Consider the following 18,405-nt stretch of genomic DNA (forward strand, 5'->3'; position numbering starts at 1 on the left):
GACGGAGGACACACCAGTGGACGAATCCGCAGCGGGCCTCGCGAAGGACGGCGGATTGACCCGACGCGACGGCAGCCGGGCCGGGGAGCGGCTCCGGGTCGCCTTCGTGGGCGGCGGTTTCATGGCCGAGGTGCACACCCGGGCGGCACGCGCCGCCCGGGCCGACCTGGCCGGGATCGTGTCGTCGACGCCGGAGAGGTCGGCCGAGGCCGCGGACCGCCTCGGCGTCACCCGCGCGTACGGCTCCCTCGACGAGGTGCTCGCCGACGACAGCATCGACGTGGTGCACGTCACCACGCCGAACGCGCTGCACGCGAAGCAGGCGGGCGCCGTGCTGGCGGCCGGCAAGCACGTCATCTGCGAGAAGCCGCTCGCGACCACGACCGCCGACGCCGAGGAGCTGGTGCGGGCTGCGGAGGGCCGGGTGGCCACCGTGCCGTTCGTCTACCGCTTCCACCCGATGGTCCGGGAGGCGCGGCACCGGTTCGCGTCCGGCCAGGCCGGCCAGGTGCTCAGCATCAACGCGTCGTACCTCCAGGACTGGCTGCTGGGCTCGGGCGACGACAACTGGCGGGTGGACTCGGCCCAGGGCGGCCGCTCCCGCGCGTTCGCCGACATCGGCTCCCACCTCGTCGACCTCGTCGAGTTCGTGTCGGGGGACCGGGTGTCCCGCGTCTCCGCCACCAAACGGACGGTCTTCGCCGAGCGGGCATCGCACTCCGCGATCACCACGGAGGACGCCGTCGCGGTGGTCATCGAGACCGAGGGCGGCGCGCTGGGCACCCTCCTCGTCTCGCAGGTCGCCCCCGGCCGCAAGAACGCGCTCGTGCTCGAGATCGCCGGCACCGCCGAGAGCGTGGCCTTCGACCAGGAGCAGCCCGAGACGCTGTGGGTCGGCCGCCGGGCGGGCAGCCTCCTCATCCCGCGCGACGGCGACCAGTTGAGCCCGGACGCCGCCCGCCTCTGCGTCGTGCCATCCGGGCACCCGCAGGGCTATCAGGACGCGTTCAACGCGTTCGTCGCCGACAGCTACGCGGCGGTCGCCGGGGAGAACCCCGACGGCTTGCCGCGCTTCACCGACGGCCTGCGGGCCGTGCGGATCACCGACGCCGTGCTCGACTCCGCCGAGGCGGGCACCTGGATCGCGATGGGAACCAACTGATGACTGACGCCGAATCGGGTCGCACGCACCCGGTCACCCTGTTCACCGGCCAGTGGGCCGACCTCACGCTGGAGGAGGTCGCGAAGCTCGCCTCCGAGTGGGGCTACGACGGCCTCGAGATCGCCGCGTCGGGAGAGCACCTCGACGTGTGGCGTGCGGCGGAGGACGACGCGTACCTCCAGGGCCGCCTCGACATCCTGGACCGCTACGGGCTCAAGGTGTGGGCCATCTCCAACCACCTCAAGGGCCAGGCGGTCTGCGACGACCCGATCGACTTCCGCCACCAGGCGATCGTCGGCTCGAATGTCTGGGGCGACGGCGACCCGGAGGGCGTGCGCCAGCGCGCCGCCGAGGAGCTGAAGCTGACGGCGAAGGTCGCGCGCAAGCTGGGCGTGGACACGGTCGTCGGGTTCACGGGGTCGAAGATCTGGCCGTACGTGGCGCAGTTCCCGCCGGTTCCCGCCTCCGTCATCGACGCCGGCTACCAGGACTTCGCCGACCGGTGGAATCCCATCCTGGACGTGTTCGACGGCGAGGGCGTGCGCTTCGCCCACGAAGTGCACCCGTCCGAGATCGCCTACGACTACTGGTCGAGCGTGCGATCGCTGGAGGCCATCGACCACCGCACGGCGTTCGGCTTCAACTGGGACCCGTCGCACATGATGTGGCAGGACATCGACCCGGTCGGATTCATCGTCGACTTCCAGGACCGGATCTACCACGTGGACTGCAAGGACACCCGCCTGCGCCCGCGCAACGGCCGTGCCGGCGTGCTGGGCTCGCACCTGCCGTGGGGCGACCCGCGCCGCGGTTGGGACTTCGTCTCGACCGGGCACGGCGACGTGCCGTGGGAGGACTCCTTCCGCGCGCTCGAGTCCATCGGCTACACCGGCCCGATCTCGATCGAGTGGGAGGACGCCGGCATGGACCGCCTGCACGGCGCCAAGGAGGCCGTCGGCTACATCCGCTCGCTGCTGTGGAAGACGCCCACCGCGTCCTTCGACGCCGCGTTCAGCAACCAGGACTGAGCCGACCTTCCGGCGACGGGAGTGTCACCGCGGATGGCTAGGCTCGACGTGTGAGCACGGAGAGCACCATCCGCGGTGAGGACTGGTACGGACGCGACCTGGACGGGGTGGAGTTCGTCGACGTCGAGTTCGTGGACGTCGACATGACGGAGCTGCGCTCGTCCGGGGCGACCTTCACCGGCTGCACGTTCCGTTCGGTGCGGTTCAACGTGAGCGAGCACACCGACTCCGCGTTCGTGAACTGCACGTTCCAGGGCTGCAACTTCTTCGACACGACCTTCACGCGCTGCAAGCTGACCGGCAGTACCTTCGACGCGTGCGAGTTCGCGCTGCTGAAGGTCCAGGGCGGCAACTGGTCGTTCGTCGACCTCGGCCGCGCGGACCTCGGGGGCGTCGACTTCCGCGGGGTGCGGCTGCGGGAGGCCGACCTCAGCCGCGTGCGCGGCGTCGAGGCGCGCTTCGAGGGCTGCGACCTCTCGGCTGCGATCCTCGCCGGAGCGAACCTCTCCGCCGCCTCCCTCGTCGGCAGCGACCTCACCGGTGTCGACCCTGCCGAGGTCTCCTTCCGGGGCGCCACGATCGACGAGCGCCAGGCCATCGTGTTCGCCGAGGCCCTCGGCATGCACGTCGTCCCCACCCCCGAGCGCTGAGGCACCCGTCGACATTCGTGCCGAATGTCGACTCCGGCGACGCCAAAGTCGACATTCGGCACGAATGCGTGGGGGTCAGGCGGCCTCTTTGACCTGGCCGTGCTTGATGTGCAGGCGGCGCTGGGCGCGCTTGGCGACGGCGCTGTCGTGGGTCACGATGATCAGCGTCAGACCGCGATCGCGCCACAGCCCCTCGAGCAGGTCCATGATCTCGTCGCGGGTCTCCTCGTCGAGGTTGCCCGTCGGCTCGTCGGCCAGCAGCACGTCCGGGTTCTTCACCAGGGCGCGGGCGATCGCCACGCGCTGCTGCTGACCGCCGGAGAGCTCGGACGGGAGGTGGGTGCCGCGATCGCCGAGTCCGACGGAGGCGAGGGCCTCCGCAGCACGGCGCTTGCGCTCCTCGGCACTCACCTTGAGCGGGGCCAGCGCCGTCTCGACGTTCTCCTGCGCCGTCAGCGTCGGGATGAGGTTGAAGCCTTGGAAGACGAAGCCGATCTCGTTCGCGCGGATGCCGGTCAGCTTGCCGTCGCCGAGCTTCGACAGACTCGACGTCCCCAGCTCGACGGAGCCGGAGGTCGGTCGGTCGAGGGCGCCGAGCATCTGCAGCAGCGTCGACTTGCCGCCGCCGGTCGGCCCCTGGATGGCGACCAGTTGGCCGTCCGGGATGTCGAGCGAGACGTCCTTCAGGGCGATGACCTCGCGCTTGGACTGGGTGTACTTCTTGGTGACGTTCGTGAGGGTGTACACGGGAGCTCCTTGAGGCGGTGAGGGTCAGGCGACCGAGCGGAGGGCGGCGGCGGGGCGGAGCCGGGAGGCGCGCCAGCCGCCGATGGCGCCGGCGATGAGGCCGCCGAGGACGGCGAGGCCGACGGCGCCGAGGATGATCCAGAGGGTCACCGGTGCGTGCAGCGCGATCTCGGTGGTGGAGGCGGCCGCCTGTCGTGCGCCGGCGAACCCGCCGCCCGCGCCGCCGAATCCGCCGCCGGGCGCGTTCGTCGCCGCCGTGCCGACGGCGCCTGCTCCGCGGCCGGCCGCGTCGGCGAAGCCCGTCCGGGTGTTCACGCTGCCTGTGAGGGTCGGGGCGATCATGTTCACCACCAGGACGCCGATGAGACCGACGGCGACGCCGATGATGCCGCCCACGACGCCCTGCACGACGGACTCGCCGGCGACCTGGCCGACGATGCGCCGGTTGGACCAGCCGATGGCCTTGAGGGTGCCGAACTCGCGGGTGCGCCGGGTGACGCCGGAGATCGTGAACAGGATGGCGATGAGGAACGCCGCGGCGAGCACGATCAGGGAGAGCCAGGTGCCGAGGTTGGAGATGAGGCTGCCGGCGCTGCCGAGCGAGCCGGAGACGTCGGAGGCCAGATCGGCTTCGGTGCTGACGGTCGCGGACGGGAGCGCCTTGGTCAGATCGGTCTTGATCTGCGAGATGTCGCTCGAGGAGGCAGCGGTCACGTAGACCGAGGAGATCTTGCCGGCCTGGCCAGAGAGGGTCTGGGCGACGTCGAGCGGGATGTAGGCGTTGGACGCGGTGGTCGAATCGGAGCCGGTGGCCGCGACGACGCCGATGACGCTGAAGTCGGTGCCGCCGATGGTGACGGTGTCGCCGACGGCCTTGCTGGCGGTCTTGGCGTACGCGGAGTCGAGGACGACCACATCCTTGCCGGCGTCCGCCTTGGTGAAGGTGCGGCCGGAGGTCAGGGTGACCGAGGCGAGCGGGCCGACCGACTTGCCGGCCGGGTCGAGGCCCAGGACGCTGAACGAGTCGACGTTGAAGGAGCTTCCGCCCGCGCCGTCCGCGCCCCCGGTGGGCGCCGGGTTGGGTGTCGCGGCGCCGCCCTGGCCGGCGGCCTGGCGCTCCTGGCGGAGCTGCTGGAAGTCGGGGAGGGTGCCGCTGAAGCTGGTGTTCGTGAGCGAGAGGACCGAGGCCGCCGCCGAGACGTTCTGCACCTTCTGCACGGTGGCCAGGGTGGTGTCGGCCATCACGGTGGCGCCGCGGCTGGGCTCGAGCCGGGAGGTGTTCACACTCCGGCTGCCGCCCGCGTCGGTCCCGGCGGTGGCGCCGAAGTCGAACCGGCCGCCGCCGGCCGCCGGAGTGCCGCTGCCGGCGGTGGCGGGTTGGCTGACCGTGATGTCGGTGCCGACGCCGTAGACGGACTGCAGGACGCTGGCCTGGGCATCCTTCACCCCCGCCGACACGGCGTTCACGATGATCACGAGCGCGATCGCGAGGGCCATGCCGATCGCGATGATGACCGTTTGCTTGCGGCGGTTGAGGAGTTCCCGCCGCAGATATGTCCCGAACATTGGCTTCCAAACTTCGCTGTGGGTCCGACGATGACGGAAGGACGCTAGGTCCGGCCCCTTTCGGGTGCGTATGCCGTGGCTATGGTTTCGCTGAACATGTGACGGCTCGAAGCTCTCAGACTCTCCATAGGTTTCGCATAGCCGTCGCGAAGACCGCTCTTCATAATGGGAAAGGTGACCATCAACGCCCGCGCCGCCTCCAGCGCCTCCAGCCAGCCCCGTACCCTTTTGCGCCGTGCGGACGGCAGCTCCATCCGCGTGCTCGTCGTCGACGACGAGTCCACGCTGACGGACCTGCTCGCCATGGCGCTGCACTACGAGGACTGGGAGGTGCGCACGGCCGCCAACGGCCAGCAGGCGCTGCAGCTCTCGCGCGAGTTCAAGCCGGATGTCGTGGTGCTGGACATCATGCTCCCCGACATCGACGGTCTCCAAGTGCTCTCGCGCATGCGCGCCGACGGCAACGAGGCGCCCGTGCTGTTCCTGACGGCGAAGGACTCGCTCGACGACCGCATCGCCGGCTTGACCGCCGGCGGCGACGACTACGTGACGAAGCCGTTCAGCCTGGAGGAGCTGGTGGCGCGTCTGCGGGGGCTGCTGCGCCGGTCGCGCGCGGCGGTGGCGGACCATGACGACCCGGTGCTGATCGTCGGCGACCTCGTGCTGGACGAGGACAGCTACGAGGTGCACCGCGACGGCGAGCTCATCCAGCTCACCGCGACGGAGTTCGAGCTGCTGCGCTTCCTGATGCGCAACCCGCGACGCGTGCTGAGCAAGGCGCAGATCCTCGACCGGGTGTGGAGCTACGACTTCGGCGGCTCCTCGAGCGTGGTCGAGCTCTACATCTCCTACCTGCGGAAGAAGATCGACGCCGGACGCCCGGCGATGATCCACACGGTGCGCGGCGCCGGATACATGGTGAAGGCCGCGCAATGACCACAGCCCGCACCGCGGGCGCTCCGGCATCCGGCGGTGCGAACGGCTGGTTCCACCGCATCCGCCCCTTCCGCTCGTGGACGCTGCGCAGCCGCGTCGTGCTCGCCGTCGTGGCGATGCTCGCGGTGCTCGGCGCCGTAATCGGGACGGTCAGCGTTCTGGCGTTGCAGAGCTATCTGGTGGGGCGGCTCGACGCGCAGCTGACCTCGTCGCTCAATCGCGGTCAGCAGCGGGCGAACTCCCTGTTCGGCTCCGGTCCGACCGGGCCGCAGGTCCCTCAGGTGGTGGCGGCACCCGGTCAGCAGACCGAGACCTTCGGCGTGGTGCGGAACGGGATGAATCTGCTCTACCCCGTCATCCTCGCCGACCGGCCGCCGGAGGGTGCACCCGATCAGTCCGCCGCCCCGCAGACGGTCGACATCAACCGGTCGGCATTGCTCGCGCTCCCGGCTGACGGGCGGCCGCGCACGATCACACTGGGGCCGACCGTGGGCGACTACCGTGTCGCCGCCGTGCCTCTCGACAACGGCGACAGCGTCATCATCGGCCTGCCGTTGGCGCCCGTGAACGCGACCGTCGCCCAGCTCACGCTCGTCATCGTGCTCGTGACGCTCGCCGGCCTCATCTTCGCCTTCCTGCTGGCCAGCTTCATCGTGCGCCTCGCCATGAGGCCGCTGGAGCGGGTGACGGGGACCGCCGAGCAGGTGGCGAACATGCCGCTCGACCGCGGCGACGTCGCGCTCTCCGTGCGCGTGCCCGAGGCCGACACCGACCCGCACACCGAGGTCGGCAAGGTGGGGTCCGCGCTCAACCGGATGCTCGGCCACGTCGCGTCCGCGCTGACCGCGCGCCAGGCCAGCGAGCAGAAGGTGCGCCAGTTCGTGGCCGACGCGAGCCACGAGCTGCGGACCCCGCTCGCCTCCATCCGCGGCTACGCCGAGCTGACCCGGCGCGCTCCGCATGAGCTGCCGGCCGACGTCACCCGCTCGCTGGGGCGGATCGAGTCGGAGGCGACGCGCATGACCTCGCTGGTGGAGGACCTGCTGCTGCTGGCCCGGCTCGATGAGGGCCGCGAGCTCGATCGCGACCCGGTCGACCTCTCCCTGCTGCTCATCGACGCACTGAGCGATGCGCACGCCGCCGGCCCCGACCACCACTGGCGCATCCTCGTTCCGGAGGAGCCCGTGGAGGTCGTCGGCGACGCCCCGCGCCTGCATCAGGTCGTGATGAACCTGCTCGCGAACGCCCGGGTCCACACACCGGAGGGCACCGTCGTGACGGCGGCGCTCGCCGTCGACCGGGAGGCCGGACGTGCGATCGTGACCGTCGAGGACAACGGCCCGGGCATCCCGGAGGACCTGCAGTCCACGCTCTTCGAGCGATTCGCCCGCGGTGACAGCTCCCGCAACCGGGCCACCGGTTCGACCGGGCTCGGACTCGCGATCGTGCAGGCCGTGGTGATCGCCCACGGCGGCGACGTCTCGGTGACCAGCGAGCCGGGCGCCACCGTGTTCACGGTCGCCCTGCCGCTCGTCGAGGTCGGGAATGCTCTCGCCGAGGAGGCGCCGATCCTGGATCCGGACGAGCTGGACGAGCTGGACGGCGATGGCGGCGAGATCGTGGACGGCGAGATCGTGGATGCCGAGATCGTGGACGGCGAGATCGTGGACGGCGAGACCGTGGCCGACGCCGGGTACGGCGAGACCGGTCGCGCCCCCGCGCCGGACGAGACCGTCGTGCCCGGACCGCGAACGGACCGGGAGTGACCTCACCGGGAGCGACCGGCCGGGTGTCGATCGCGGCCACGCCGTACGGCCCGGTCACCGCGCCCCCGCTCGTCTTCCTCCGCGGGCTCCCCGCACTCCCGCACGCGCCGCGGGCGATCGACGCCTTCACGGAGCGTCTGTCGCTGCGGGGCACCGAGGGCCACCGCGTCTACGCGCTCGGCCGCCCGTCGGCGCTGCCCGAGGCGCCCACGATGGCGGAGGTCGCCGACCTCTACGCGCGCGTGCTGCGCCGTCGCTTCGGCGGCCGTCCCGTTCCGCTGCTGGGAACGTCCACCGGGGCGAGCATCGCTCTGCAGCTCGCCGTCGACCATCCCGAGCTGGTGAGCACACTGGTGATCGTCTCGGGAGCGGGACGACTCGGCGACGAAGGGCGGCTGCTGCAGCGGCGCTACGCCGACCAGGTGGAGTCGGGGGATCGCCGGGCCGACGCCGAGCTGGCGCTGGCCACCCTCGACTTCCTGGGCGCCGGTCCGATGCTGCGGGCCGTGGCGCCCTTCCTCACGGCCCCGGAGGACGTGAGCACCCTCGTCCCGCTGGTGCGTGCCGAAGACGGCTTCGACATCCTCGACCGGGCGGAGCGGATCGCGGCGCCCACGCTGTTCCTGTGCGGCGACCGCGACGCGTTCTACCCGCCCGACGTCGTCCGCGCGACCGCCGCGCGCATTCCCGGCGCCCGCGCCATCGTCCGGTCGCACTGCGCCCACGGGGAGGTCGTGCTGCGGCCCGGGCACGGAGCGGTCGTCTTCGGGTTCCTGCACCGCCATCGCTGACCACGATTTGCATCCCGGCGCTCCCGTCCCGTACCCTGGTCGAAGCCAAAGACCGCTGGTCCGCGTGTTCGCACGCAGAGAAGATCCACTCAGGTGGGCGCCCGCGCAGGTGTATGAAGCAAGTTTCGCAGGTTTCTGCAATCCTCTCGCTCCGTGCCTCTGCGCCGGAGCTTTTTTCTTTCCCGCGGTCGAGGCGCACGCCGCTCCCGCGGTGTGCGACGAAGAAGATTGAGAGGTAGGCCATGGCGAACAAGGAAGCCACGGTTGCCGAGCTCGAGAACCTGTTCACGAGCTCGACCGCCGTTCTGCTGACCGAGTACCGCGGTCTCACTGTCGCTCAGCTCAAGCAGCTGCGCACGTCGATCAGTGAGCACGCGACGTACGCCGTGGTGAAGAACACGCTGACCAAGATCGCAGCGAACAAGGCCGGAATCTCGTCGTTCGACGACGAGCTCGCCGGTCCGTCCGCGATCGCATTCGTGCACGGCGACCCGGTCGCCGTCGCGAAGGCTCTGCGTGACTTCACCAAGGCGAACCCTCTGCTGGTGGTCAAGGGCGGTTACTTCGACGGTAACCCGCTCACCGCCGAAGAGGTAGGCAAGCTCGCCGACCTCGAGTCCCGTGAGGTTCTGCTGGCCAAGCTGGCCGGCGCCTTCAAGGCCTCGCTGTTCGGAGCCGCATATCTGTTCAACGCACCGCTGTCGCAGGCCGTTCGCACGGTCGACGCGCTGCGTGAGAAGCAGGAGTCCGCTGCGTAATTCCCTCGGGAATCGGGTCCTGCGGGGCCCCGCAAGCGGTGAGTAACCAACACACACTAAGGAGAAAATCATGGCAAAGCTGTCGACTGACGAGCTGCTCGACGCGTTCAAGGAGCTCACCCTCATCGAGCTCAGCGAGTTCGTGAAGAAGTTCGAGGAGACCTTCGAGGTCACCGCCGCCGCCCCCGTCGCCGTTGCTGCGGCCGGTGCCGGCGCTGCCGCCCCCGCGGAAGAGGTCGAGGAGAAGGACTCCTTCGACGTCGTCCTCGAGGCGGCCGGCGACAAGAAGATCCAGGTCATCAAGGAGGTGCGCGCCCTCACCAGCCTCGGCCTCGGTGAGGCGAAGGCTCTCGTCGACGGTGCGCCCAGCACCGTTCTCGAGGGTGCCAACAAGGAGACCGCTGACAAGGCGAAGGCCCAGCTCGAAGAGGCTGGCGCCACCATCACCCTGAAGTAGTCGACGCCCCATCGGGGCTCTTCTACACGCAGGTTGACGCTGCACGACGCGGACTCCTCTCACGAGAGTGTCCGCGTTGTGGAGGGCGTCGCCCCCACTGCGGGGCGACGCCCTCCGTGCGTTAACGGCGCGCGGACGCGGACACGCTCATCCCCATCAGAGCGTCCGATCGCGCCTGCCCGCGTGCATCGGTGTGCAAGGACGCACAACCGGAAGAAGAACAACGATGAGTACATCGCTGTGGCGCAGCTGCGCCGCATACCTCCGCGGCCTCGGGGCCGCGATCCTGCACGGTGACGACCGCGACAGCGGCGCCCACCCGCCGGATCTGTGCCGCAGGACCCTGCTGTACGACCGGTACCTGCGGTAACCCGACACACGACGCGCCCCCGGGCCGGAACCTCCGGCCCGGGGGCGCTGGTGCGTCGTCCGCACACGCCGCGCTGCGGAGCGGCGGCATGCCCGGCGGCTCAGGCGACGAGCGGCGCGCGTCCGCGCAGGACGACCCGGTGCACCGAGAACCGTCCGGGGCCGGTCAGGGCGAGCGCGACGGCCGCGCACGCGATCAGCAGCGGGAGCTCGTAGCCGCCGTCAGCGGCGAAGAAGCCCGCCCCGGCGTGAGCGGTGAAGACCGCTCCGAGCATCGCGATCGCGGCCAGCAGGCCGGCCGCGCGTGTCCCGATCCCGAGCACGATGAGGGAGCCGCCGACGAGCTCGATGGCGGCGACGGCCGGGGCGACCAGCTCGGCCAGGGGGATGCCCATCCCCGCGAACGACTCCGTCACGCCGGGAAGGGTGAGTACGAGCAGCTTCTGCAGCCCGTGGGCGATGAGGGTGCCGCCGACCGCGAACCGCAGCAGCAGCAGTCCGAGGTCGAGGGTGGCCGGGCGGGATGTCGAGCGTGCGCTCATGGGATTCCTCCGTCGATCGGTGGTCAGGTCCGCGTCTCGGGTTCCGCACCGCCACCCTCCCAGCGCGCCCTGACCTCGCCGTGCGGATGTGCTCCGAATCGTCGGGGAGCGGCGCGTCGACTGAACCTCGGCCGCACCCGTTCCGTGTGGGCGCCTAGGCTTCCGGCATGACCAGCTCAGCGGACTCCCGGGCGACACGCCTCGCCTACGACACGGTCGCGCAGGACTACGCCGACCTGTTGCGCGACGATCTGCGCACCAACCTGTTCGACCGCGCGGTGCTCGGCCTCTTCGCCGAACAGGTGGCCGCGGACGGTGGGGGACCGGTCGCCGATCTCGGCTGCGGCCCCGGTCGCATCGCGGGCCACCTGGCCGGGCTCGGGCTCGACGTCGCGGGAGTGGACCTCTCGCCCGGGATGGTGGAGGTCGCCCGACGGGAGCATCCCGCGCTCCGGTTCACGGTCGGTTCGATGCTCGAGCTGCCGTTCGCGGACGGGGAGCTGGCGGGCGCGCTCGCCTGGTACTCGATCATCCACATCCCCCAGGAGGAGCAGGACGCCGTCTTCCGCGAGTTCGCGCGCGTGGTGCGGCCCGGGGGACGGCTGCTGCTCGCGTTCCAGGTGAGCGGCGGCGGGGACGAGGACGTCGTTCACCTGACGCACGCGTACGGCCACGACATCGACCTGCGCACCCGGCGGCAGTCGCCCGACCGGGTGCGCCGCCGCCTCGCCTCGGCCGGTTTCGCCGTCGTCGGCGAGGTGCTGCGCGAGCCGGTCGCGCCCGAGAAGTCGCGGCAGGCGTACCTGATCGCTCAGCGGGGCGCGGGTTCCACGTCGCCAGCCTCCTCGCCCGCTTCCTGAGCCGCGACGTCCCGAGCCGCGACCCCCTGAGCCGCGACCGCCTGAGGCGCGGCCGCTTCGTCGGCCTCCCGCTGAGCGAAGGCCGCGACCCGGCGTCGCACCAGGAACCATCCGCCGATCAGCAGGGGCACCACGATCACCAGCGCCGCGCCGACGGTGAACGTGCCGGTCGGGTAGTCGAGGAGGATGAGCACGCCCACCGTGCCGAGGAACGCGAGGGCGACGTAGCCGGTCCAGGGCGAGCCGGGCATCCGGAACGACGGCCGCTCCTCCTCGCCGCGCCGCGAGCGGCGGTACAGCGTCAACTGGCACAGCACGATGACGGTCCAGGCGGTCAGGAGGCCGACCGAGGTGAGGTTGATGCCGATCTCGAACGCCTGATCCGGCAGGAGCACGTTCAGGACGACGCCGAGCAGGGCGACAGCGCCGGTGATGACGATGCCCCCGTAGGGCACGCCGGAACGGTTCATCCGCGCGGCGAACGCGGGCGCCGCACCGCGTTCGGCGAGGGAGCGGGCGATCCGGCCGGTCGAGTAGAAGCCTGCGTTGAGCGACGAGAGCGCGGCGGTCAGCACCACGAGATTCATCACCACGTCGGCGCCCTGGACACCGATCGAGGCGAAGAAGGTGACGAACGGGCTCTCGTCGGCGGAGTACGCGCTCGAGGGCAGGAGCAGGGCGAGAAGGAGCACCGAGCCGACGTAGAAGAGCGCGATGCGCAGGATGACGGAGTTGATGGCGCGCGGCATGGTCCGCTCAGGGTCGGCGGTCTCGCCGGCGGCCGTCCCGACGAGTTCGATCGCGCCGTACGCGAACACGACACCCTGTACCACCAGGACGAGCGGGACGAGCCCGTGCGGGAACATCCCGCCGCTCTCGGCCAGGAGGGCGAACCCCGGGGTGTGTCCGGCGACCGGCGTGCCGAGCACCACGAACAGGATGCCGATCACCAGGAAGACCACGAGCGCAGCCACCTTGATCAGGGCGAACCAGAACTCGAGCTCGCCGAACACCTTCACCGAGAGGAGGTTGAGGCCGAGCACCAGCACGAGCGCCGAGAGGGCCCACACCCACTGCGGCACCTCGGCGAAGAAGGGCAGGTAGGCACCGAAGAACCGCAGGTAGACGGCGACGGCGGTCGCGTCGACCACCCCGATCATCGCCCAGTACATCCAGTACATCCATCCGGTCACGAACCCGGCCTTCTCGCCGAGGAACTCGCGGGCGTAGCTCACGAACGACCCCGAGTCCGGTCGTCGCAGCACCAGCTCCCCGAGCGCGCGCAGGATGAGGAACGCGGCGAGACCGCAGACCGCGTAGGCGATGACGAGGGACGGGCCCGCCGCGGCGAGCCGGCCGCCCGCGCCCAGGAACAGGCCGGTGCCGATCGCACCGCCGATGGCGATCATCTGGATGTGCCGCGGTTTGAGCTCGCGGTGGTAGCCCGCGCCGTCGATCCGGGGCGGCTCGGGAGGTGTGCTTCGTCGCATGCTCCGATTGAAGCATCACAGATGCTGTATATCAGCCACATGCAATGGATGCATTCGCTTGATTTATATAGGCAAGCTATATAAAATGATTCTCATGTCCGAGAACCGCACCGAAGAACTGAGAAGCACGCTGGGCGATCTGGTCGTCGCCAGCCATCGTCTCACCCGCCTCGCCGCCCGGGTCACCGGGAGCACCGAGTCGCCGGCCATCTGGCGCACGCTGAGCGTGCTGCAGACCGCCGGCCCGCTGCGCCTCGGCGAGCTGGCTTCGCACAGCCGGGTCTCCCAGCCGACGATGACCAAGCTCGTGCGCACCCTCGTCGAATCCGAATGGGTCAAGCGCATCGCCGACACCGACGACGCCCGAGCCTGGCAGATCGCCCTCACCGCCAAGGGCGCCGCCGCGCTCCAGGCCTGGCGCGACGAGCTCTCCGCCGCACTCGTGCCGATGTTCGCCGACCTCAGCGACGACGAGCTGGCCGCCATGCGCAGCACCGTCGAGCTCATCGCCTCCCGCGTCGAGCTCTCCACCGCGACCTCCGCCGCGCTCGCCGGCGTGCGCTGAGCCCCGCCGCCCGGAGTCGCGCACCGCCCCGTCCCCCTTTCCGCACCACCGATCCGCCAGGAGCCGTCCACTCTCGATGTCCCACGACAAGCCAGACAACATCCTCAAGCAGCCCACCGCCGTGTGGGCCGTCGCCTTCGCCTCCGTCATCGCCTTCATGGGGATCGGACTGGTCGACCCGATCCTCCCCGCGATCGCCAAGAGCCTCGAGGCGACCCCGACCGAGACCGAGATGCTCTTCACGAGCTACCTGCTCATCACGGGCCTGGCGATGTTCTTCACCAGCTGGATCTCCAGCCGGATCGGCGCCAAGCGCACCCTGCTGATCGGACTCGCCCTCATCGTCGTGTTCGCGCTGGCCGCGGGGCTGTCGCAGAACGTCGAGTCGATCATCGGGTTCCGCGCCGGGTGGGGCCTGGGCAACGCGCTCTTCATCTCCACCGCGCTGGCCACCATCGTCGGCGCCGCCTCGGGCGGGACGTCGGCCGCGATCATCCTGTATGAGGCGGCGCTGGGCCTCGGCATCGCGATCGGCCCGCTGCTCGGCGGACTGCTCGGCAGCTGGAGCTGGCGCGGGCCGTTCTTCGGGACGGCGACCCTGATGGCCATCGGCTTCATCGCGATCGTCATCATGCTGAAGAAGGGTCAGGAGAAGCCCGTCCCGACGAAGCTCTCGGCACCGTTCCGCGCGCTGGCCCGGCCGGCCCTCGGATTCCTCGCGGCGGCGGCGCTGTTCTACAACATCGGCTTCTTCGTGCTGCTCGCCTACACTCCGTTCGCCCTGGTGCCACTGGGGGTGGAGGATGCCATCACCCTCGGGCTCATCTTCTTCGGCTGGGGTGTCTCGCTGGCCGTGACCTCGGTGTGGGTCGCTCCGCTGCTGACCGCGCGCCTCCCGCGCACCCGGGTGCTCTGGATCGTGATGCCGCTCCTGGCGATCGACCTGCTGGCGGCGGGTCTCTTCATCTCGTCCCTCGCCGCGCTGATCGTCTGCGTGATCATCGGCGGCCTGCTGCTCGGCATCCTGAACACCGTGCTCACCGAGTGCGTGATGGAGGCCACCGACCTGCCCCGCTCGGTCGCGTCGAGCGCCTACTCGGGTGTGCGCTTCCTCGGCGGCGCCATCGCGCCGCCGGCCGCGACCCTGCTCGCCGACACCATCAGCCCGGCCACGCCCTTCTTCGCCGGCGCCGTCTCGGTGCTGATCGCCGTGGCCCTGGTCATGATCGGCCACAAGCACCTCCGCCGGGTGGACGCCCCGCAGGAGAGTGCGCAGCAGGAAGCCGAGGTCCTGGCGCTCGCCGACGCCGACTGACCCGCCTCCGGCAGAGAGTTCGAAGGGCCGCCCTGTCCTAGTCAGGGCGGCCCTTCTCGCGTCGCGGCCTAGGAAAGCCGGGAGCGAACAGCCACTGCGCACTCGATCGTGCCTACCCGAAAGGCGCGATCCGCGGCAGCGGCGCAGAAACATTCTTTCAGATGGATGGGCCTGCTCGGTACACGCCGCGCGGCGGAGCCGTGGAGGAGCGGACGACGAGCGACACGGGGGAGCGCACCGACCGTGGCCGGGGCTCGGCTCCGGCCAGCTCGTCGAGCAGGATCCGGGCGGCGACGGAGCCCTGCTCGAACGGGCTTTGCGCCATGGTGGTCAGCCCGAAGGACTCCGCGAAGTCGTGGTCGTCGATCCCGATCACCGAGAGGTCCCCCGGCACGCTGAGACCGTGATCGCCGGCGGCGAGGATCGCCCCGAACGCCATCTCGTCCGACCCGGCGAACACGGCCGTCGGCCGCGGTCCCGGCCGATCCAGCAGCCGGTTCATGGCCGCGCGTGCCGCCGGGAGGGCGAAGCCGCCCGGCACGATCCACTCGGGGCGCACCGGAAGCCCGGCCGCCCGCATCGCGATGGTGAAACCGCGCAGCCGGCCGGCCGGCACCTGGCTGTTGAGGCCCTCCTCGTCCTCGCCGCCGAGGTGCGCGATCTCGGTGTGGCCGAGGCTCAGCAGGTGCTCGGTCGCGCGACGGGCCGTCGTCCGCTCGTCGATCCCGACGCTCCGCAATCCTTTGACCGGACCCCCGACGACGATCGTCGGGTGCCCCAGGGAGGCCAGCTGCTCGCGCTCCTCCACGGTGAAGTCGAGGCAGAGTGCGAGCAGGGCGTCGGTGCGCTTGCGCAGGATGCTGCGGTGGAACACCCGCTCCCGGTCGCCGCGATGGCCGCCGAGATTGAACAGGATCATGTCGTAGCTGGCGGCGCGCAGCTCGGCGTCGACCCCCTCCATCACCTGCGTGTAGAACCAGCGGCTGACCGAGGGGACGACCACGCCGAGGGCGAGGGTGCGCCCGCTGGCGAGCCCGGATGCGCTCGAGGAGGCCACGTAGCCGAGTTCGTCGGCCGCACGGCGCACCGCCTCCCTGGTCGTGTCGGACACGTTGGGGAGGCCGCGCAACGCCCGGGACACGGTCGCCGTGGAGACGCCGGTCGCGCGCGCGACCTCCTCGATCCCGGGCATCCGCATGGTCGGCCGCTCAGAGCTGCTCGGAGGAGGCCTGCTCCTCCAGCGCTCTGAGGCGCGCCGCCAGGATGCGGCGGCGCGCCTGCCAGAGTGCGACGAAGAGGAGGACCAGGACCAGGGTGATCAGCGCCCACGTGAGCGCGGGTTCCCCGGTCAGCTCGCAGACGAGCGTGATGACGAAGAAGGCGACCGCGAAGAAGCCGACGAAGCCCAGACCGACGTCGACGGCCTCCCGCGGATCGCTCCAGCGCATCTGCTCAGCCCTTCACTCCGCCGGCGGTGAGCCCCGCGACGATCCGGCGCTGGAAGATCAGCACCAGGATGATGAGCGGAACGGTCACGATCGTACCGGCAGCCATGACGGCGGTGTACGGCTCCTGGTGCGGCTGGCTGCCGGTGAAGGAGGCGATGGCCACGGTGACCGGCTGGGTCGCGTCGCTGGACAGCTGGCTGGAGATCAGGAACTCGTTCCACGACGAGATGAACGCCAGGATCGCTGTCGTGAACACGGCCGGAGCCGCCAGCGGCAGGATGATCTTGCGGAACGCCTGCGCCTGTGTGCAGCCGTCGATCCGTGCGGCCTCCTCCAGGTCCCACGGCATCTCGCGGAAGAACGACGAGAGCGTGTAGACCGTCAGCGGCAGCGCGAACGAGATCTGCGGGATGATCAGCGCCTGGTAGGTGCCCATCCATCCGATGCTCGTGAACAGCTGGAACAGCGGCGTGATGAGCGCGACGCCCGGGAACATCGAGGCGGCGAGGATGATGCCGAGCACGATGCCCTTGAACCGGAAGTCAAGCCGCGCCAGCGCATACGAGGCGAAGATGCCGAACACCAGCGACACCACGGTGACGCAGGTGCCGATGATCAGCGAGTTCAGCAGCGCCTGACCGAGGTGGTTGCCCAGGTTGGTGGAGAACGCGGTCGCGTAGTTGTCCCACGTGAAGTGCGTGAACCACGGCGTGGTGTCGAAGGTGTAGCCGACATCCCGGAACGAGGTGACGACCATCCAGTAGAAGGGGAGCAGGCACCACAGGACGATGACGATGGCCTGCACTCCCGTGCGGACGCCGGCGTTGCGGCGGCGTGCGGTGCCCTTCCTCTTCGTCTGGGTGCGGGGGAGGGCGTTCGCCTCGGCGGTGGCGGTGGCGGGGCCGGCGACTGCGGTCATTCCTTCGCTCCCTTCTGCTGGGCTTCCTGGGTTCTCACGACGTTCGTGCCGAGTATTCGGACGAAGATGAACGCCACCAGGAAGATGATGATGAACGTGATGGTCGACAGCGCGGCCGCACTGTTGAAGCCCTGCCTGATCTGGTCGATCACCAGGATCGACAAGGTCGTGGTGGCATGGCCCGTACCTCCTCCACCGCCGGTGAGGATGGCCGGCAGGTCGTAGATGCGGAGGGCGTCCAGAACGCGGAACAGGATGGCGACCATGAGCGCCGGCTTGAGAAGCGGCATCGTGACCCGCCAGAACCGCTGCAGGGTCGACGCGCCGTCCATCTTGGCGGCCTCGTAGACGTCTTCGGGGATGAGCTGCAGACCGGCCAGGATCAGCAGCGCCATGAACGGCGTGGTCTTCCAGGTGTCGGCGATGATCACCGCGAACCGGGAGGCCCATTCGTCGCTGGTCCAGAGGATGTGCGCCCCGAGGATCGCGTTGGCGATGCCGGCGACCGAGAAGATGAAGAACCACAGCTTCGCGGTGACGGCGGTCGGGATGGCCCACGGGACCAGGATGGCGGCGCGGACGAAGCCGCGGCCACGGAACGCGCGGTTCATGATGAGGGCGAACCAGAGGCCGAGGACGGTCTCGAGGATGACGGTCGTCACGGTGAAGAAGAAGGTGACGAAGACGGCGTTCCAGAAGGTCGAGCCGAGGTTGCCGGGTGGGCAGGCGATGGTGGAGCCGTCGGTGCCCATGCACTGCTGGAACAGCCAGTGCGCGTAGTTCTGGAAGCCGGCGAAGCCGCCCTGGACGAACAGCCCGGTGGCGGGGTCGAGGCCGGCGTCCTTCTGGAAGGACATGACGATGGCGCTCACGACCGGGTAGCCGATGACGACCGCCAGGAGGATGAGTGTCGGGATGATCAGGTAGAAGGCCCAGCGGCTCTGCTGGCGCCTGTTCTGCTTGATCCCGGCCCGGACCGGTGGTTTGCCGCCTCTGTTGGTGGAGGAGGGGGCGACGACGTTCGACGTTGACATGT

At 70.2% G+C, this 18,405-nt stretch carries 20 protein-coding genes; 12 read left to right on the forward strand and 8 right to left on the reverse strand.

Annotated features, from left to right (window positions below; genetic code table 11):
• Positions 1–55: 55 nt before the first annotated feature.
• The 3 genes from U870_RS0114310 to U870_RS0114320 are packed head-to-tail and all read left to right on the forward strand — an operon-like array spanning position 56 to position 2,840.
• Positions 56–1,162, forward strand: a complete 1,107-nt coding sequence (locus U870_RS0114310) for a Gfo/Idh/MocA family protein (protein ID WP_029947640.1) — start codon at positions 56–58, stop codon at positions 1,160–1,162.
• Positions 1,162–2,190: a sugar phosphate isomerase/epimerase family protein gene (locus tag U870_RS0114315; protein ID WP_025158068.1), complete on the forward strand. Its 1,029-nt coding sequence runs from the start codon at positions 1,162–1,164 to the stop codon at positions 2,188–2,190. The genes U870_RS0114310 and U870_RS0114315 overlap by 1 nt, the downstream gene beginning before the upstream one ends.
• A gap of 50 nt (positions 2,191–2,240) precedes the next feature.
• A complete protein-coding gene (locus tag U870_RS0114320) occupies positions 2,241–2,840 on the forward strand; it encodes a pentapeptide repeat-containing protein (RefSeq protein ID WP_025158069.1) in 600 nt (199 codons plus the stop codon).
• Positions 2,841–2,915: 75 nt separating this feature from the next.
• Here the strand turns inward: U870_RS0114320 and U870_RS0114325 are convergent, their stop codons facing one another.
• Both U870_RS0114325 and U870_RS0114330 read right to left on the reverse strand, forming a co-directional pair.
• Complete coding sequence (locus U870_RS0114325; protein WP_025158070.1) at positions 2,916–3,587, reverse strand: ABC transporter ATP-binding protein; 672 nt, start codon at positions 3,585–3,587, stop codon at positions 2,916–2,918.
• A 24-nt stretch (positions 3,588–3,611) separates the two neighbouring features.
• Entirely contained in the window at positions 3,612–5,153 is a 1,542-nt protein-coding gene (locus U870_RS0114330) for an ABC transporter permease (protein ID WP_025158071.1), read from the reverse strand.
• A 165-nt stretch (positions 5,154–5,318) separates the two neighbouring features.
• Between U870_RS0114330 and U870_RS0114335 the strand changes: the two genes are divergently transcribed.
• From U870_RS0114335 to U870_RS24420, 6 genes are all read left to right on the forward strand, one after another.
• Positions 5,319–6,089 (forward strand): response regulator transcription factor, encoded by a 771-nt coding sequence (locus tag U870_RS0114335; protein ID WP_275886605.1) that lies wholly within the window; start codon positions 5,319–5,321, stop codon positions 6,087–6,089.
• Positions 6,086–7,855: a sensor histidine kinase gene (locus U870_RS0114340; protein WP_025158073.1), complete on the forward strand. Its 1,770-nt coding sequence runs from the start codon at positions 6,086–6,088 to the stop codon at positions 7,853–7,855. The genes U870_RS0114335 and U870_RS0114340 overlap by 4 nt, the downstream gene beginning before the upstream one ends.
• A complete protein-coding gene (locus tag U870_RS0114345; protein WP_025158074.1) occupies positions 7,852–8,646 on the forward strand; it encodes an alpha/beta fold hydrolase in 795 nt (264 codons plus the stop codon). The genes U870_RS0114340 and U870_RS0114345 overlap by 4 nt, the downstream gene beginning before the upstream one ends.
• Before the next feature lie 242 nt (positions 8,647–8,888).
• The gene (rplJ, locus tag U870_RS0114350; RefSeq protein WP_025158075.1) at positions 8,889–9,404 is read left to right on the forward strand and encodes a 50S ribosomal protein L10; all 516 of its coding nucleotides are present in this window, start codon (positions 8,889–8,891) and stop codon (positions 9,402–9,404) included.
• 70 nt (positions 9,405–9,474) lie between these two features.
• Positions 9,475–9,861 carry a 50S ribosomal protein L7/L12 gene (gene rplL / locus U870_RS0114355; RefSeq protein ID WP_025158076.1) on the forward strand — a complete coding sequence of 129 codons (387 nt, stop codon included), beginning with the start codon at positions 9,475–9,477 and terminating at the stop codon, positions 9,859–9,861.
• A 226-nt stretch (positions 9,862–10,087) separates the two neighbouring features.
• Entirely contained in the window at positions 10,088–10,231 is a 144-nt protein-coding gene (locus U870_RS24420) for a hypothetical protein (protein ID WP_162819162.1), read from the forward strand.
• Positions 10,232–10,331: 100 nt separating this feature from the next.
• Here the strand turns inward: U870_RS24420 and U870_RS0114365 are convergent, their stop codons facing one another.
• Entirely contained in the window at positions 10,332–10,772 is a 441-nt protein-coding gene (locus tag U870_RS0114365; RefSeq protein ID WP_025158077.1) for a DoxX family protein, read from the reverse strand.
• 167 nt (positions 10,773–10,939) lie between these two features.
• Between U870_RS0114365 and U870_RS0114370 the strand changes: the two genes are divergently transcribed.
• Positions 10,940–11,632, forward strand: coding sequence for a class I SAM-dependent DNA methyltransferase (locus tag U870_RS0114370; protein ID WP_025158078.1), 693 nt, complete (start codon positions 10,940–10,942; stop codon positions 11,630–11,632).
• On the opposite strand, the gene U870_RS0114375 is transcribed toward U870_RS0114370, so the two are convergent.
• Complete coding sequence (locus U870_RS0114375; RefSeq protein WP_025158079.1) at positions 11,584–13,122, reverse strand: amino acid permease; 1,539 nt, start codon at positions 13,120–13,122, stop codon at positions 11,584–11,586. The two genes, U870_RS0114370 and U870_RS0114375, sit on opposite strands and share 49 nt — an antisense overlap.
• Before the next feature lie 94 nt (positions 13,123–13,216).
• Here U870_RS0114375 and U870_RS0114380 point away from each other — a divergent pair, with 94 nt between their 5' ends.
• On the forward strand, positions 13,217–13,687 hold the full coding sequence (locus U870_RS0114380) for a MarR family winged helix-turn-helix transcriptional regulator (RefSeq protein ID WP_025158080.1): 471 nt from the start codon (positions 13,217–13,219) through the stop codon (positions 13,685–13,687).
• A gap of 76 nt (positions 13,688–13,763) precedes the next feature.
• On the forward strand, positions 13,764–15,002 hold the full coding sequence (locus U870_RS0114385; RefSeq protein WP_025158081.1) for an MFS transporter: 1,239 nt from the start codon (positions 13,764–13,766) through the stop codon (positions 15,000–15,002).
• Positions 15,003–15,159: 157 nt separating this feature from the next.
• Here U870_RS0114385 and U870_RS0114390 read toward each other — a convergent pair whose 3' ends face one another.
• The 4 genes from U870_RS0114390 to U870_RS0114405 are packed head-to-tail and all read right to left on the reverse strand — an operon-like array spanning position 15,160 to position 18,403.
• A complete protein-coding gene (locus tag U870_RS0114390; RefSeq protein WP_025158082.1) occupies positions 15,160–16,194 on the reverse strand; it encodes a LacI family DNA-binding transcriptional regulator in 1,035 nt (344 codons plus the stop codon).
• 16 nt (positions 16,195–16,210) lie between these two features.
• Positions 16,211–16,450 (reverse strand): hypothetical protein, encoded by a 240-nt coding sequence (locus U870_RS0114395; protein WP_025158083.1) that lies wholly within the window; start codon positions 16,448–16,450, stop codon positions 16,211–16,213.
• A gap of 4 nt (positions 16,451–16,454) precedes the next feature.
• Positions 16,455–17,369, reverse strand: a complete 915-nt coding sequence (locus tag U870_RS0114400; protein WP_025158084.1) for a carbohydrate ABC transporter permease — start codon at positions 17,367–17,369, stop codon at positions 16,455–16,457.
• Entirely contained in the window at positions 17,366–18,403 is a 1,038-nt protein-coding gene (locus U870_RS0114405; RefSeq protein ID WP_025158085.1) for a carbohydrate ABC transporter permease, read from the reverse strand. Before U870_RS0114405 ends, U870_RS0114400 begins: the two co-directional genes overlap by 4 nt.
• Between the last annotated feature and the right edge of the window lie 2 nt (positions 18,404–18,405).

It is taken from the genome of Leifsonia aquatica H1aii, from assembly GCF_000633535.1.
Lineage (GTDB): Bacteria > Actinomycetota > Actinomycetes > Actinomycetales > Microbacteriaceae > Leifsonia > Leifsonia aquatica_A.

What these genes read in the sequence shown, in the direction of transcription:
- U870_RS24420 (WP_162819162.1), top strand. Translation starts at nt 10,088, where the DNA reads ATGAGTACATCGCTGTGGCGCAGCTGCGCCGCATACCTCCGCGGCCTC.
- U870_RS0114330 (WP_025158071.1), bottom strand. Translation starts at nt 5,153, where the DNA reads ATGTTCGGGACATATCTGCGGCGGGAACTCCTCAACCGCCGCAAGCAA.
- U870_RS0114335 (WP_275886605.1), top strand. Translation starts at nt 5,319, where the DNA reads ATGGGAAAGGTGACCATCAACGCCCGCGCCGCCTCCAGCGCCTCCAGC.
- U870_RS0114400 (WP_025158084.1), bottom strand. Translation starts at nt 17,369, where the DNA reads ATGACCGCAGTCGCCGGCCCCGCCACCGCCACCGCCGAGGCGAACGCC.
- U870_RS0114370 (WP_025158078.1), top strand. Translation starts at nt 10,940, where the DNA reads ATGACCAGCTCAGCGGACTCCCGGGCGACACGCCTCGCCTACGACACG.
- rplL (WP_025158076.1), top strand. Translation starts at nt 9,475, where the DNA reads ATGGCAAAGCTGTCGACTGACGAGCTGCTCGACGCGTTCAAGGAGCTC.
- rplJ (WP_025158075.1), top strand. Translation starts at nt 8,889, where the DNA reads ATGGCGAACAAGGAAGCCACGGTTGCCGAGCTCGAGAACCTGTTCACG.
- U870_RS0114375 (WP_025158079.1), bottom strand. Translation starts at nt 13,122, where the DNA reads ATGCGACGAAGCACACCTCCCGAGCCGCCCCGGATCGACGGCGCGGGC.
- U870_RS0114390 (WP_025158082.1), bottom strand. Translation starts at nt 16,194, where the DNA reads ATGCCCGGGATCGAGGAGGTCGCGCGCGCGACCGGCGTCTCCACGGCG.
- U870_RS0114380 (WP_025158080.1), top strand. Translation starts at nt 13,217, where the DNA reads ATGTCCGAGAACCGCACCGAAGAACTGAGAAGCACGCTGGGCGATCTG.
- U870_RS0114385 (WP_025158081.1), top strand. Translation starts at nt 13,764, where the DNA reads ATGTCCCACGACAAGCCAGACAACATCCTCAAGCAGCCCACCGCCGTG.
- U870_RS0114395 (WP_025158083.1), bottom strand. Translation starts at nt 16,450, where the DNA reads ATGCGCTGGAGCGATCCGCGGGAGGCCGTCGACGTCGGTCTGGGCTTC.
- U870_RS0114365 (WP_025158077.1), bottom strand. Translation starts at nt 10,772, where the DNA reads ATGAGCGCACGCTCGACATCCCGCCCGGCCACCCTCGACCTCGGACTG.
- U870_RS0114315 (WP_025158068.1), top strand. Translation starts at nt 1,162, where the DNA reads ATGACTGACGCCGAATCGGGTCGCACGCACCCGGTCACCCTGTTCACC.
- U870_RS0114340 (WP_025158073.1), top strand. Translation starts at nt 6,086, where the DNA reads ATGACCACAGCCCGCACCGCGGGCGCTCCGGCATCCGGCGGTGCGAAC.
- U870_RS0114405 (WP_025158085.1), bottom strand. Translation starts at nt 18,403, where the DNA reads ATGTCAACGTCGAACGTCGTCGCCCCCTCCTCCACCAACAGAGGCGGC.